General features: G+C 60.2%; 14 protein-coding genes. 6 read left to right on the top strand and 8 right to left on the bottom strand.

Annotation, left to right across the window (positions count from 1 at the left end; translation table 11 throughout):
• Positions 1 to 14 precede the first annotated feature (14 nt).
• The 3 genes from IB248_RS26760 to IB248_RS26750 all read left to right on the top strand — a co-directional run bounded on the left by IB248_RS26760 (position 15) and on the right by IB248_RS26750 (position 3,139).
• Entirely contained in the window at positions 15 to 836 is an 822-nt protein-coding gene (locus tag IB248_RS26760) for an amino acid ABC transporter permease (protein WP_192241919.1), read from the top strand.
• Between the two features lie 245 nt (positions 837 to 1,081).
• Complete coding sequence (leuC, locus tag IB248_RS26755) at positions 1,082 to 2,491, top strand: 3-isopropylmalate dehydratase large subunit (RefSeq protein WP_018855831.1); 1,410 nt, start codon at positions 1,082 to 1,084, stop codon at positions 2,489 to 2,491.
• Positions 2,492 to 2,602: 111 nt separating this feature from the next.
• Positions 2,603 to 3,139: a histidine phosphatase family protein gene (locus tag IB248_RS26750; protein WP_018855832.1), complete on the top strand. Its 537-nt coding sequence runs from the start codon at positions 2,603 to 2,605 to the stop codon at positions 3,137 to 3,139.
• Between the two features lie 56 nt (positions 3,140 to 3,195).
• Here the strand turns inward: IB248_RS26750 and IB248_RS26745 are convergent, their stop codons facing one another.
• On the bottom strand, positions 3,196 to 4,026 hold the full coding sequence (locus IB248_RS26745; protein WP_169683148.1) for an aldo/keto reductase: 831 nt from the start codon (positions 4,024 to 4,026) through the stop codon (positions 3,196 to 3,198).
• 138 nt (positions 4,027 to 4,164) lie between these two features.
• Positions 4,165 to 4,686 carry a L,D-transpeptidase family protein gene (locus tag IB248_RS26740; protein WP_192241934.1) on the bottom strand — a complete coding sequence of 174 codons (522 nt, stop codon included), beginning with the start codon at positions 4,684 to 4,686 and terminating at the stop codon, positions 4,165 to 4,167.
• Between the two features lie 170 nt (positions 4,687 to 4,856).
• Here IB248_RS26740 and IB248_RS26735 point away from each other — a divergent pair, with 170 nt between their 5' ends.
• Both IB248_RS26735 and IB248_RS26730 read left to right on the top strand, forming a co-directional pair.
• Positions 4,857 to 5,540 carry a response regulator transcription factor gene (locus IB248_RS26735; protein ID WP_018855834.1) on the top strand — a complete coding sequence of 228 codons (684 nt, stop codon included), beginning with the start codon at positions 4,857 to 4,859 and terminating at the stop codon, positions 5,538 to 5,540.
• A gap of 1 nt (position 5,541) precedes the next feature.
• Entirely contained in the window at positions 5,542 to 5,997 is a 456-nt protein-coding gene (locus IB248_RS26730; protein WP_112655454.1) for a cyclic nucleotide-binding domain-containing protein, read from the top strand.
• A 4-nt stretch (positions 5,998 to 6,001) separates the two neighbouring features.
• On the opposite strand, the gene IB248_RS26725 is transcribed toward IB248_RS26730, so the two are convergent.
• The 6 genes from IB248_RS26725 to tesB form a co-directional block, all read right to left on the bottom strand.
• Positions 6,002 to 6,805: an exodeoxyribonuclease III gene (locus tag IB248_RS26725; RefSeq protein WP_192241918.1), complete on the bottom strand. Its 804-nt coding sequence runs from the start codon at positions 6,803 to 6,805 to the stop codon at positions 6,002 to 6,004.
• 126 nt (positions 6,806 to 6,931) lie between these two features.
• The gene (locus IB248_RS26720) at positions 6,932 to 7,603 is read right to left on the bottom strand and encodes an outer membrane lipoprotein carrier protein LolA (RefSeq protein WP_025658123.1); all 672 of its coding nucleotides are present in this window, start codon (positions 7,601 to 7,603) and stop codon (positions 6,932 to 6,934) included.
• 136 nt (positions 7,604 to 7,739) lie between these two features.
• Positions 7,740 to 10,400 carry a DNA translocase FtsK gene (locus tag IB248_RS26715; RefSeq protein ID WP_192241917.1) on the bottom strand — a complete coding sequence of 887 codons (2,661 nt, stop codon included), beginning with the start codon at positions 10,398 to 10,400 and terminating at the stop codon, positions 7,740 to 7,742.
• Between the two features lie 241 nt (positions 10,401 to 10,641).
• On the bottom strand, positions 10,642 to 12,075 hold the full coding sequence (locus IB248_RS26710) for an ammonium transporter (RefSeq protein ID WP_192241916.1): 1,434 nt from the start codon (positions 12,073 to 12,075) through the stop codon (positions 10,642 to 10,644).
• Positions 12,076 to 12,103: 28 nt separating this feature from the next.
• Positions 12,104 to 12,454: a P-II family nitrogen regulator gene (locus tag IB248_RS26705; protein ID WP_018855840.1), complete on the bottom strand. Its 351-nt coding sequence runs from the start codon at positions 12,452 to 12,454 to the stop codon at positions 12,104 to 12,106.
• Positions 12,455 to 12,665: 211 nt separating this feature from the next.
• Entirely contained in the window at positions 12,666 to 13,550 is an 885-nt protein-coding gene (gene tesB, locus IB248_RS26700) for an acyl-CoA thioesterase II (RefSeq protein WP_018855841.1), read from the bottom strand.
• 53 nt (positions 13,551 to 13,603) lie between these two features.
• Between tesB and IB248_RS26695 the strand changes: the two genes are divergently transcribed.
• Positions 13,604 to 14,851: a ubiquinone biosynthesis hydroxylase gene (locus IB248_RS26695; protein ID WP_348648626.1), complete on the top strand. Its 1,248-nt coding sequence runs from the start codon at positions 13,604 to 13,606 to the stop codon at positions 14,849 to 14,851.
• Positions 14,852 to 14,972: the final 121 nt, after the last annotated feature.

Genomic DNA, 14,972 nt, shown 5'->3' with positions numbered 1-14,972 from the left:
TCGGTTAACGCGTGATGGCTCCGCAGCCAGCCCCTGGCGGGCATGTGAAGGGCGACTACCCCTGGTGGCTGGTCGCCCTTGTCGCGATCGGAATCGTCCTTGCCGTCGTCATCATCGCCAACGACATCTATGCGCAGGTCTTCCGCACCGTCTTCAATGGCGTCGGCGTTACCATCTTCGTGACGCTGGTGGGCTTTGCGCTGGCGACCCTTCTCGGCCTCGGCGTCGCGTTGCTCGGATTGTCCGACAGTATCGCGCTCCGCCAGATCTCGCGTTGTTACATCGAGGTGATCCGCGGCGTGCCGATGCTGGTGCTGCTCTTCTATGTCGCCTTCGTCGGCGCCCCCGGCATCGTCGCCGCCTACAACTTCCTGACCAGTCCGCTGATCCAGGCAGGCTTTAGCGAACCAGTGATGGTGCGCGACTTCTCGCTGATGTGGCGAGCGATCATCGCCCTTATGATCGGCTACTCCTCTTTCATCGCCGAAGTCTTCCGCGCCGGCATTCAGTCCGTCGACCACGGCCAGATCGAGGCGGCCAAGGCGCTCGGCCTGTCGCGCTATCACCGCTTCCGCTTCGTCGTCTTTCCGCAGGCGATCAAGGTGATCTTCCCGCCCCTGTCGAACGATTTCGTAGCGATGGTCAAGGACTCGTCGCTGGTGTCGGTGCTCGGTGTCTCCGACATCACGCAGATGGGCAAGATCTATGCCTCCGGCTCCTTTCGCTTCTTTGAAACCTATTCGATCGTCACCTATATCTACCTCATCCTGACGATCGGTTTGTCGCTTGCCCTGAGGCAGGTGGAGAAACGGATGCGCGGGAAAGACCGGCGCTAGCGGCCGAATGATTCGAATTGCCGCCGTCGCGAAAAATTGGTATGTGACAGCGCATGGAATCCAAGTTCAGTTGCATTGGGGCGCATATTTTCGTGCTGCAGGATCACTACCGCCTGCCGGCACGTTTCTTTGCGGCCGTTTCCGGTGCACTCAACAGCCGACTTCGTTGATCGAATGACGGCCCGGCGGGCCTCACCGCCACCAACTCCATTTTTCCATACGCATCCAAGAACGGACCTACCGCCATGAGCGCACCGCGTACCCTTTACGACAAGATCTGGGACGACCACCTGGTCGATCAGCAGGACGACGGCACCTGTCTTCTCTACATCGACCGCCACCTGGTCCACGAAGTCACCTCGCCGCAGGCCTTCGAAGGCCTGCGCATGACTGGCCGCAAGGTTCGCGCGCCGGAAAAGACGCTGGCTGTGGTCGACCACAACGTCCCGACGTCACCTGATCGCCATCTCGGCATCAAGAACGAAGAGAGCCGTATCCAGGTCGAGCAACTCGCCATCAACGCCGCCGAATTCAATGTCGAGTACTACTCGGAAAACGACAAGCGCCAGGGCATCGTCCACATCATCGGACCGGAACAGGGCTTCACCCTGCCCGGCATGACGATTGTCTGCGGCGACAGCCACACCTCGACGCATGGCGCCTTCGGCTCGCTCGCCCATGGCATCGGCACGTCTGAGGTCGAGCACGTGCTCGCCACCCAGACGCTGATCCAGAAGAAGGCGAAGAACATGCTGGTGCAGGTCGACGGCGTACTGCCGGCTGGCGTCACCGCCAAGGATATCGTTCTCGCCATCATCGGTGAAATCGGCACCGCCGGCGGCACCGGCTACGTCATCGAATACGCCGGCGAAGCCATTCGCGCGCTGTCGATGGAAGGCCGCATGACGATCTGCAACATGTCGATCGAAGGCGGCGCCCGCGCCGGCCTGATCGCGCCCGATGAGACCACCTTCGAGTACATCAAGGGCAAGCCGCGCGCGCCGAAGGGCGAGGCGCTGGAACAGGCAATCGCTTACTGGAAGACCCTGAAGTCGGACGAAGGCGCGCATTTCGACCGCGTCGTGAAGCTCAACGCCGCCGAACTGCCGCCAATCGTATCCTGGGGCTCTTCGCCGGAGGACGTCATTTCCGTTCAGGGCGTCGTTCCGAACCCTGATGAAATCCCCGAAGAGACGAAGCGCGCTTCCAAGTGGCGTGCGCTTGATTACATGGGCCTGAAGCCCGGCACCCCGATCACCGAGATCAACATCGACCGCGTCTTCATCGGCTCCTGCACGAACGGCCGCATCGAAGACCTGCGCGCTGTTGCCAAGGTCGTCGAGGGCAAGACCGTTGCCTCGACCGTCAACGCCATGATCGTTCCGGGCTCCGGCCTCGTGAAGGAGCAAGCGGAGAAGGAAGGCCTCGACAAGATCTTCAAGGCGGCCGGCTTTGACTGGCGCGAGCCCGGCTGCTCCATGTGCCTCGCCATGAACGACGACCGCCTGAAGCCCGGCGAACGTTGCGCCTCGACCTCGAACCGCAACTTCGAAGGCCGCCAGGGCTTCAAGGGTCGTACGCACCTGGTGTCTCCAGCGATGGCCGCCGCAGCGGCGATCGCCGGCCACTTCGTCGATATCCGCGAGTGGAACTAAGCATAAGGGCCTCCCCTTCGGAAACGAGGGGGAGGCTATCTCAGCAGACACCGGACGTATTCGGTGCGACAATCGCCGCGTTCGACCCCCTGGCTCCTTTCAGGTGAGCATATGAGCGCCGCAAATCCCTCCACCAAACGACGCCTGCTTCTTCTTCGTCACGCCAAATCCGCATGGCCGGAGGACGTGGCCGACCACGACCGCCCGCTGGCCGGCCGTGGAGAAAAGACAGCGCCATTGATGGGCCGCTACCTCGCGCGTGAAAAGCTTATTCCCGATCTCGTGCTTGTATCGTCCGCGCGCCGCACGCAGCAGACCTGGAAACTCGTCGCCAAAAAGCTGCCGCCCTCGATCGCAAAGCAGGATTCGGAGGACTTGTACGAAGCCTCTGCGGCGAAGATCGCTGCCGTCGTGCAGTCGATCGATCCATCGGTCCGGACCCTCATGCTGATCGGACACAATCCCGGTTTTCAGGATCTTGCGGATGGCCTGATCGGTGCAGGCGACCCGGAGGCATGTGTTGGCATCAGGGAGAAATTCCCGACAGCCGCACTTGCCGTCATCGAGTTCGATGTGGATCGCTGGAAAGGGCTAAAGCCAAAGAGCGGCACGCTGGAGCGGTTCGTCACGCCGCGTTCGCTCGCCTGAGTGAAAACTGCGTCTCCCTCCTCCCCGCATAAAGAGGAGGGAGCGCAAAGTTCAGATCAGAAATTGGCCGTGTACGGATCCGGCCCCATGCGGGCGCTCTTGTCGTCAAGCTTGGCAATCGCCGCCATGTCGGCTGCATCCAGCTTGAAATCGAAGACCTTGAAATTCTCCTCAATGCGCGACGGCGTCACCGACTTCGGAATGACGACGAGACCGCTGTCGATGTGCCAACGGATGATGACCTGCGCGGGTGTCTTTCCGTGCTTCCTGGCGATCTCGCCAATCGTCGCATCGGCGATCAACTTGCCCTGACCGAGCGGGCTCCAGGATTCGGTGGCAATGTTCAGCTTCTTGTGCGCTTCCTGCGCCGCCCGCTGCTGGAAATCCGGATGCAGCTCGATCTGGTTGATGACAGGGACGACACCTGTATCGCCGATGATCTGTTCGAGATGGTCGGGATAGAAGTTGGAAACGCCGATCGAACGAGCGCGGCCCTCTTCCCGGATCTTCACGAAGGCCTTCCAGGTTTCGCGATAGAGCCCACGCTGCGGCGACGGCCAGTGGATGAGGTAGAGATCGACATAATCAGTACCGAGCTTCCTCAGGCTGCCTTCGAAGGCGCGCATGGTCGCGTCGTAGCCCTGGTCGGTGTTGCGGAGCTTGGTGGTGACGAAAATGTCCTTGCGATCGAGGCCGGACGAGCGGATGCCCTCGCCGACGCCTTCCTCGTTGTCGTAGCCGGACGCCGTGTCGATGTGGCGATAGCCGGCGGCAATGGCCGTGCGCACCGTCGGTGCCGCAATCTCCTGGGGCGTCTGCCACACGCCGAGACCGACCTGGGGAATGGAATGTCCGTCATGGAAAGTGATGATGGGTTGCTGTGCCACAATATGTCTCCGAAATTTTGAAGAATTGGACGGGGCATGATTGAATCCGCTTCTTGCGGATTTCCCTGCGCGCATTTCAGCCGTGCGCCGGTCGAAAGGGCATATAGGTAAGCGGGACTGGTTTATCACCCCCGAGCGTCAAAGAACACGAACGACATTGCCTCTGCGCATGAAGGGCAGAAGACGCTGCATATCGCGCGGATGAACGGCGACGCAGCCGGCGGTCGGCTCGTAACCCGGCCCGATCAGATGGAAGAAAATCGCGGAGCCCCGATTGCGCGCCCGAGCCGTGACGTTCCAGTCGAGCACGAGGCAGATGTCGTAGAGGCCGTCCTTGCGCTTCATCTCCTCATGGCTGCGGCCGAAGGGCGCCCGGACCGGGCGATTGTAATTGGCGTCGTCCGGCTGGTCGCACCAGAGCATATCCTCACGGATGCGGCGAATTGCAAGCGGCGTCTGCAGATGTGTGGGCCGGTCGCCACGGCGGAAGCCGGAAAGCAGCTTCATCGAGGCGATTGGGGTGGCGCCATCTCCCTCGCGCTTGAGAACCGTTCGGCCTGAACGACCGATCGCTGCAGGCACCCTGAGGGCGCCGAACTGGATCAAAGCCCTGCTTTTTTTGCCGGGCGCAGGACGAACGAGGAGGGTCGTCGACTTTATCCGCGTCGGACGCCTTGTTTTCTCCATTTTTCTCACATGTGTTTGCGATTGCTAGGATTGTGATTGAAATCACATAGCATCGTATACGACAACAGCTCGGTCGCCCGATCTTTGCCAATGCCGGAAAATTGGCGTAGGAGTGAGGGACCGTAGGCGAGGGAAAGAGCCGCATGACCGCACGCACCATTCTCTTGGTGGATGATGATGACGACCTCCGCGAGACACTCACGGAGCAGCTTTCGCTCTATGACGAATTCACGGTCCTCCAGGAAACGACAGCGGCCAAGGGTGTCGAGCGCGCGCGATCAACGCCGATCGACCTGTTGATCATGGATGTGGGCCTGCCTGACATGGACGGCCGCGAAGCCGTGAAGCTGCTGCGCAAGGGCGGCTTGAAAGCCCCGATCATCATGCTGACCGGCCATGACACGGACTCGGATACGATCCTGGGCTTGGAGGCTGGCGCTAACGACTACATCGCGAAGCCCTTCCGCTTTGCCGTCCTGCTTGCCCGCATCCGCGTGCAGCTCCGGCAGCACGAGCAGAGCGAGGACGCCACCTTCAATGTCGGCCCCTATGTCTTCAAGCCGAGCCAGAAGCTCCTGACGATGGACAGCGGGCAGAAGATCCGTCTGACCGAAAAGGAAGCCGCGATCATTCGCTACCTCTATCGCGCGGAGCAAAAGGTCGTCACCCGTGACGTGCTGCTGGAAGAGGTGTGGGGTTACAATTCGGGGGTGACGACACACACCCTGGAAACCCACGTTTACCGTCTCCGCCAGAAGATCGAACGCGATCCCTCCAACGCCGAGATTCTGGTAACGGAAAACGGCGGCTACAAGATCATACCGTAGCATGGCCCTAAACGACGACATCAGGCTACTGTCGCAGCTGCCGCTGTTCCACGGCATGTCCGAGGATCAGCTGCGTCTGATCGCCTTTGGTGCGGATCGCCGCGTCATGTCGGCCGGCCAGATGCTCTTCCGCGAGGGCTCGCCGGCAGAAAGCGCCTATGTGATCCTCAGCGGCAATGTCGAACTCAGCCGCACCGGTCGCGACGGTCAGCCCGAGATCCAGAACACCGTCGGACCCGGCACGCTTCTATCCGAACTTGCCCTGATCACCTTGGTCGAGCGCAAGTTTACGGCCGTTGCAACGGAAGACACGAGCATCATCCGCATCACGCGCTCACTCTTCCATCGGTTGATCGAGGAGTATCCGGATGCAGCCCGGTTGATCGAGAGCCGTATCCGCGACAATATTGCCGAGCTTGCGGCCAGAGCCGCGGCCCAGCTTCACCGCTTTGTCTGACAGATCAGAGATTGAAGTGCGCCGTGACAGGCACGTGGTCGGACGGCCGCTCCCAGCCGCGCGCTTCCTTCAGGATGTCGATGCGCTGCAGGTGTGGCCCAAGATCCTTTGAGCTCCAGATGTGGTCAAGGCGGCGGCCGCGATCGGCCGCTTCCCAGTCCTTGGCGCGATAGCTCCACCAGGTATAGAGCTTTTCGTTCTCAGGCACGTGCTGCCGCATAAGGTCGAGCCAGGCGCCGCGCTGCATCACCTGGAGAAGGCCTTCCGTCTCCACGGGCGTGTGGCTGACGATCTTCAGCAACTGCTTGTGGGACCAGACGTCCTGCTCAAGCGGAGCGATGTTGAGGTCGCCGACAAGGATTGAGGATGTATTCGCCTCGCCATTTGCCTTGAGCTGCTTCATTTCCTCGATGAAATCGAGCTTGTGGCCGAACTTCGGATTGATCTCCCGATCCGGTTCGTCGCCTCCGGCCGGCACGTAGAAGTTATGCAGGCGAATGCGCCGGCTACCGCGCTCGAAGATGGCCGAGATGTGCCGCGCGTCACCGACGTTGCAATAGTCCTGCCGGTGGTCCTCGACCAATGGAACGCGCGATGCAATCGCAACGCCATGATAGCCCTTCTGGCCGTGGATGATGATGTGTTCGTAGCCAATCGCGCGCAACGGCGAGGCAGGAAACAAGTCGTTCGGAACCTTCGTTTCCTGGAAGCAAAGGATGTCCGGCTTATGTTTGAGGACGAATTGCTCGACGATCGGCATGCGCAGCCGCAGAGAGTTGATATTCCACGTCGTAACCGAGAAGCTCATTCCATCTTTGCCTTTCAAAACCGGACGAACTGGCTTTAGAGCAAAGGCTTTGCCGATGGAACGGATACGCGCAAAGAAAAACGCCCCGCGAGATCGCGAGGCGTTCTTCTCATAAAACAGCTGAAATCAATCTCGGTAAGCGGCCGTTCCCGGGATCACTTCATAGGGCACCCTGAACACCTTGTCGTCGAACTGGACGCCCGTCTTGACGTTGAACACCATCACCGAGGTGTCCTTGCCTTGGTTGTCGGTAATCGTCCACTGGCGGAGATCGTAGGTCTTCGGGTCGAACATCATCGTAATTGTCGAGTTACCGAAGATCGTGTTGTTGCCAAGGGCGATCGTCGTCAGGTCGGACTCCTGCTTCACGCTCTTCACCGAGCCGGCCGAGAGATCGATCCGTTGCGCCAGCAGCAGGCTGAGCGGCGTCTTCGACAATGGGTAGAGATCCCACGTCTTGAGCTTCATATTTCCAACAGCAACGTTCTTGCCGTCCGCGATGACACGGATCGGTGACGGATTGTCATAGTTGAAGCGCAGTTTGCCGGGGCGCTGAATGTAGAACTTTCCGCCGGTCTGCTCGCCACGCGGGCCGAATTGAACGAATTCGCCCTGCATCGTAGCGACGCTCGAAAAGTGATCCGCGATCGCCTGCGCGGTGCTGGCACCTGAAGCAGCGGATGCCGCTTGCGCATAGGCAGCAATCGGAATCGCAGATGCCGCAGCGGCGGCCAGCGAGCCGAGAAGATGGCGCCGGCTCAGCGAGATGCGATCCAAGATGGAATCGGAGTTGTTCATCTATGTCTCCTTTATGCAATTCGAATGCTGCGGAAACGCGGCGCCTTCATGGCGTAGTTCGCAGACCTGCATAAACTAACGGTTTCAGCGCGATCAGGTTTCCGTGATCCCGGCATCATTTTGATTGCTGTCGACCTCAACGGTCGAGAATATCGTCTTCGGTCGGAACCAGGATCTCGCGCTTTCCAGCATGGTTGGCGGGACCGATGATGCCTTCCTGCTCCATCCGCTCGATCAGTGATGCGGCGCGGTTGTATCCAATGCCAAGTCTACGCTGAATATACGACGTTGACGCCTTTCCGTCACGCAGAACGATGGCGACAGCCTGGTCGTACGGATCGTCGGAATCGGAGAGATTGGACGTCCCTGCCGGACCGCCGCCGTAGTCGCCGTCTTCGTCGTCATCGGCGGTGATGGCGTCGAGATATTGCGGCGAGCCTTGAGTCTTCAGATAGGAAACGATCTCCTCCACTTCCATATCGGCAACGAACGGACCATGGACGCGCTGAATGCGCCCGCCGCCGGCCATATAGAGCATGTCGCCCATGCCGAGGAGTTGCTCGGCGCCCTGCTCTCCGAGGATGGTGCGGCTGTCGATCTTCGACGTCACCTGGAAGGAAATGCGCGTCGGGAAGTTTGCCTTGATCGTGCCCGTGATGACATCGACGGACGGACGCTGGGTCGCCATGATGACGTGGATGCCGGCCGCGCGTGCCATCTGCGCCAGGCGCTGCACAGCACCTTCGATATCCTTGCCGGCGACCATCATCAGGTCGGCCATCTCGTCGATAATGACGACGATGTAAGGCATGGGCTGCAGGTCGAACTCTTCCGTCTCGTACATCGCTTCGCCGGTATGGCGGTCGAAACCGGTCTGGACGGTGCGCGAGATCACCTCGCCCTTGGCAAGCGCCTGCTCGACGCGGCTGTTGAAGCCGTCGATATTGCGGACGCCGATCTTCGACATCTTCTTGTAGCGCTCTTCCATCTCGCGGACGGTCCACTTGAGCGCAACGACTGCCTTCTTCGGATCCGTCACAACAGGCGAGAGAAGGTGCGGAATGCCGTCGTAGACGGACAATTCGAGCATCTTCGGATCGATCATGATCAGGCGGCACTGCTCCGGCGTCATGCGGTAGAGCAGTGACAGGATCATGGTGTTGATGGCGACCGACTTACCGGAACCGGTCGTACCGGCAACCAGCAAGTGCGGCATCTTCGCCAGATCAGCAATCACGGCCTCGCCGCCGATCGTCTTGCCGAGCGCCATGGCAAGCTTGGCCTTGGAGCCCTCGAAGTCACGGGAAGCGATGAGTTCACGCAGATAGACGGTTTCGCGCGTGGAGTTCGGCAGTTCGATGCCGATCGCGTTGCGACCCGGCACGACGGCGACGCGGGCAGCGATCGCGCTCATCGAACGGGCAATATCGTCGGCAAGGCCGATGACGCGAGACGACTTGATGCCAGGCGCAGGTTCCAGTTCGTAAAGCGTGACGACCGGACCGGGACGAACGTGGATGATCTCGCCCTTGACGCCGAAATCCTCGAGCACGCCCTCGAGCATGCGCGCATTCTGTTCCAGCGCGTCGGCAGATAGTGTTGAATCTCGCACGACATTCTTCGGTTCCGCGAGAAGGTGCATCGACGGAAGCTGGAAGCCCTCGGGACGAATGAACGATCCCTGCTGCTCCCGTTCGAGACGCGCACCAGGTTTCGGCCGCGCCGGAGGCTGCACGACGCGCGGTTCCGCGCGCCCGGTCGCCTTGGCCGGCGCGCGAATCATCCAGTCATCGTCATCAGGCAGGATATCGGCCGGCCGCGGCGGCATGTCGTCGAACGGCAGATCGTCGTCATCGTCATCATTGTTCAACGAAATGGACGGCGTAGAAACAATGCGGCGCTGCGAGGCAGCGCGCGGCTCCATTGATGGCTCCATGCGATCGCCGCGCCCGGCCGGCGCCTTTGCGCGAACCGGTTCGTTCAGCTTGCCAAACTCGTCGTCGTTGAAGTCGTACGGCGACTCGAAATCATCCTGCCGGCGCTTGCGCGGACCCATGCCGAGCAGCCGGCGCATTCGGGCCTGGCTCATGTACCAGGCGTGCGTCAGCGCACCGAAGGCAAGCCAGCCGCCTTCATCGTCATCTTCATCTTCGTCGCCGACCGAGCGCAGCTTGGAGCGAGTGCTTGCGTAGGCTTCCTCGGCCTCCCCTTCATCGTCCTCGCTGCGACCGACGATGCCGGCAGCAAACAGCATCATCCAGACGGTCGGGACAGCGAACACGCAACCGACGGCGGTCGCAAAAGCGCCCGTCGGATAGGCCCCGACGAACAAGGCAGGAAACCGCAGGATCATATCGCCAATAACGCCGCCGATGCCATTCGGGATCGGCCAGGTGAGTGGTGGCGGGAAGCAGCCAATAACGGCGGAGGAGAGCACGGAACCCAAGCCCCAAGCTGCGGCGCGCGCGGGAATGCGTCTGAAACGCCTGCCTGAGATCAGAGCGAGAGCCCAAGCGACAACCGGCAGAAGCGCCACGACACTGGCCAGGCCAAAGAATTGCATGGCGATGTCGGCGAACGCGGCGCCGCCATAACCCAGGATGTTCGTCGGTTGGTTCCCGGTCGCATAGGAATAGCTCGGGTCCGCGACGTTCCAGGTCGCGAGCGCTGCGACCGCCAATGCGAGCAGCAGGAAGATGGCGAAGCCAAAAAGGGTCTGCGCCTGCCGGAACATGAAACCCGAGAGGGAAAAACGGTCCGGCCGGCCATCCATTGCTGGCGATGTGCTTCTTGCCATGTGTGTACCCGTCCAATGCGTGAGAGCGTTCGAATCGCCAAGCGTCTGCGCTCAGTACCTTCGCCCCACCTAATCAGAGGACAGTTAAAGCGGTATTAACCATGCCGCCCCCACATCTTGCAGCGGAAAATAAAAAAGCCCGAACCTATGGAGGTCCGGGCCAAGAGCGGTCTATTCGGATGAATAGGCCGCGACGGGCTGTTCAGCGGCGCCGGCTTGCGCCAGCGCCGCAATGCCTTGATTACGCGTGGTAAGCGGCTTCGCCGTGGGTCGAAAGGTCGAGACCTTCGCGCTCGGCTTCAACAGAGACGCGCAGACCGATAACGACATCAACGATCTTGTAGAGGATCAGGGAACCGATACCCGACCATGCGATCGTTGTCAGGACGCCCTTCAGCTGAGCGAAGACCTGCGTCGCCGTGCCCGGATAGCCGGCGGCGAAATCGGCCGTCGAGTAATCGACAATGCCTGCGCCGCCGAGTGCCGGGTTGACCAGGATACCGGTGCCGATGGCGCCGAGGATACCACCGATGCAGTGAACACCGAAGACATCGAGCGAGTCGTCGTAGTTGAACTTGTTCTTCACGACGTCAACGAAGAAGTAGCAGACCGGCGAGACGATGAGGCCGAGAACGATCGAACCCATTGGGCCGGCGAAGCCAGCTGCCGGGGTAACGGCAACGAGACCAGCGACAGCGCCCGAAGCTGCACCGAGCATTGAAGCCTTGCCGCGGGTGAAGTTTTCAACGAGGCACCAGGACACAGCGGCAGCAGCCGTTGCGACAAAGGTGTTGATCATCGCGAGCGAGGCGTAGGCATTTGCTTCGAGGTTCGATCCGGCATTGAAGCCGAACCAGCCGACCCACAGAAGCGAAGCACCGACCATCGTGAGGGTCATGGAGTGCGGTGCCATGATTTCCTTCTTATAGCCCGTGCGCTTGCCGAGCATGATGGCGCCGATCAGACCGGCAATACCGGCATTGATGTGGACGACCGTGCCGCCGGCGAAGTCGAGCGCTCCGTAGGAGAAGATCAGGCCAGACGGCGAAGTGTAGGAGCTTGGGCCACCCCAGAACCAGACCATGTGTGCCATCGGGAAGTAGACGAAAGTGACCCACAGAACCACGAACAGCATGACGGCCGAGAACTTGATGCGCTCGGCAAAGGCGCCGACGATCAGGGCTGGCGTGATGCAGGCGAAGGTCATCTGGAAGCAAACGAAGGTCAGCTCGGGAATTGCAACGCCCTTCGTAAAGGTCTCTGACAGGGTGGTCGTGTCGACGCCTGCAAGGAATGCCTTCGAGAAGCCGCCGACGAAGCTGTTGAGCGAACCGCCGTCCGTAAAGGCCAGCGAATAGCCGTAGGTAACCCAGATGATCATGACCACGGCCGTGATCATGAAGACCTGCATGAGAACGGAAAGCATGTTCTTGGCGCGGACGAGGCCACCGTAGAACAGGGCGAGGCCCGGAATTGTCATCAGCAGGACAAGCACGGTGGAGATGAGCATCCACGTATTGTCACCCTTGTCGACCGTCATCGCAGGAGCAGCAGCGACGGCAGCAGGCGCAGCGGTCGTGGCGGCATCCTGCGCGAAGGCGGCAACCGGCGCGAGCAGCGCGGCAGGCGCAGCAGCAAGCCGCGCATATGTGGAGGAAAATTTCGAGATTGACATTGAAAGAGGCTCCCTTGCTCTGCCGCTCTTACAGCGCTTCTGTGTCGGTTTCGCCGGTGCGGATGCGCACGGCATGGTCGATCGAATAAACGAAGATCTTGCCATCGCCGATCTGGCCGGTCTTGGCGGATGACACGATGGCCTCAACAGCCTTGTCGACGAGTTCGGAAGCAACCGCGATTTCGATCTTGAGCTTCGGCAGGAAGCTCACCGCATATTCCGTGCCGCGATAAATCTCAGTATGCCCCTTCTGGCGCCCGTAGCCCTTCACTTCGGTCACGGTCAGGCCCTGGATGCCGATCGCCGTGAGGGCTTCGCGCACCTCGTCCAGCTTGAACGGCTTGATAATGGCCATCACAATTTTCATCTGGTTTCCCATCCTTCGTTATCCTCGGCGCGGAGCCGACTCTCCTTGCCGCTGACGTTCACGAACAGCGACCGGGGATATACATTCAAGGAGCGTGCCAGATTCCCACGAGGAATCTAACACATTGAAATATAATGGTTATATAAATCGGCACTAATAAACAGGCAAATGACTGCCCAATAATCGCTCAAAAAATACCCAAATGAACAAATGTGCCTACAATTTATTCATTTGCCCTTTTACGAATCAGCCCCTCCTGCGCCACCGACGCAATCAGGGTACCGTCCCTCGTAAACAAGCTACCGCGAGTGAGGCCCCTCGCGCCGGAAGCCGAAGGACTGTCCTGCGTATAAAGAAGCCAATCGTCGAGTTTGGTTGGCCGATGGAACCACATCGAGTGATCGAGGCTCGCAACCTGGATCGTCTGATCGAAGATCGACGTTCCATGCGGATAAAGCGATGTATCGAGCAGGGTCATGTCGGAAAGATAAGCCAGGATCGCCGCCTGATAATAGCGATCGTCGGGAACCGGCCCCGTCGCCCGCACCCAGACATGCTGAACCGGATCGAGCTTCTCATCCGAGAAATAATGCGTCAGCGATATCGGCCGGATCTCGATCGGCCGTTCACGCTCCCAATATTTGCGAATCGGTGCCGGCGCGTTGGCAAGAAACTGTGCTGCGATCTGCCGTTCATCGAGCAGCTTCTCAGGAGCGGGAACATCCGGCATGAGGATCTGGTGGCCGAAGCCGGGCTCCTCGATCTGGAATGAGGCAGAGAGAGCGAATATCGCCTCTCCATGCTGGATGGCGACGGCGCGGCGTGTATTGAAACTCGACCCATCGCGAATCCGCTCGACCTGATAGACGATCGGCACCGAAGGATCGCCAGGGCGCATGAAATAGGCGTGCAGCGAATGTACAATGCGGTCGCGCGCCACCGTGCGCTGTGCTGCCATCAGCGCCTGCGCGATCACCTGACCGCCAAAAACACGCTGCCAACCAACCTGCGGGCTGCGTCCACGAAAGATGTCGACCTCGATCGGTTCAAGGTCCAGCGTGGAAAGCAGCGTCTCCATCGCAGTCGGTTTTTCGGTGTCACGCGTCATTTTGTATAGCTCCGGACGGTAGGAAGTGCGGCAGCGATGATCTATATAGATCAATACGATATTCACAAGAAACGGAACGGAACTCCATGCGGGACATGCTGGTTGTAGGCGCGGGTTATGTCGGTCTTTCCGCGGCCGTAGCGGTCAAGCAGGCAGCACCTCATCTCGATATCGCGGTCGTCGAGGCAGCACCTGCGGGCGTCTGGCAGAAGGACATGCGTGCCTCGGCGATTATCGCCGCCGCCACCCGGATGCTCGAGGTTTTCGGCATCTGGGATGAGATCGAGCCCGAGGCGCAGCCGATCACCAAGATGATCGTTACCGATTCGAAAACCGCAGATCCCGTACGGCCGGTTTTCCTAACCTTCGATGGCGAAGTGGAGGATGGACGGCCCTTCGCGCACATGATTTCGAATGTCACGCTCGTCCGGGCGCTGCGGGGCGCATGCGAGCGTCTTGGCATCGAAATTCACCACGGCTTCAGCGCAACCGGTCTCTCCGTGGAAGATACGCACGCAACCGTCACCGCCTCGGATGGCAGCGTGTTGGAAGCCCGACTTGTTGTCGCCTGCGACGGCGTCCGCTCACACTTAAGGGATCTGGCAGGCATCAAGACCGTGTCCTGGGACTATGGTCAGTCGGGAATTGTCACAACGGTCGAGCATGAGCGTCCGCATCACGGCTGCGCCGAAGAGCATTTCCTTCCGTCTGGCCCGTTTGCGATCCTGCCGCTGAAAGGAAACCGCTCTTCGCTCGTCTGGACGGAGCCAACGCCGGAAGCAAACCGTCTGGTCACGTCCGACGATCTCATCTTTGAAGAGGAACTGGAGCGCCGCTTCGGTCACAAGCTTGGCACGTTGAGAACTGTCGGTGACAAGCGCGCCTTCCCGCTCGGATTGACGCTGGCGCGGGCATTCGTCGCTCCGCGTGTGGCGCTCGCCGGCGATGCGGCTCACGGCATCCATCCGATTTCCGGCCAGGGCCTGAACCTCGGCTTCAAGGATGTCGCAGCCCTTGCCGAAACCGTTGTCGAGGCCGACCGGCTTGGCCTTGATATCGGCTCGATCAACATTCTCGAGCGCTATCAGGCATGGCGCCGCTTTGACACCTTCCGTATGGGCGTCACGACCGACGTACTCAATCGGCTCTTTTCGAATGACCTGGCGCCGCTGCGCATCGCCCGCGATTTCGGCCTCGGCATCGTCGATCGGCTTCCCGGCCTGAAGTCGTTCTTCATCGGCCAGGCGGCCGGCACCACAGCCAAGGACAATCCTCGCCTGCTCGCAGGACAGACGATCTAGAGCGGATCATTGCTTATCGGAATCGGTGCGCGATTCCCAAATCAGCAGATTTGTGATTCATCATGGATGCTGGAATGGAGGCCAGCATCCATGACACGACCCTATTCGAATGATCTTCGTG

Origin of the sequence: Rhizobium sp. RHZ01 (assembly GCF_014851595.1) — a bacterium.
GTDB classification, from domain to species: Bacteria; Pseudomonadota; Alphaproteobacteria; order Rhizobiales; family Rhizobiaceae; genus Rhizobium; species Rhizobium altiplani.
This window is presented reverse-complemented; position numbering and strand designations above follow the sequence as displayed.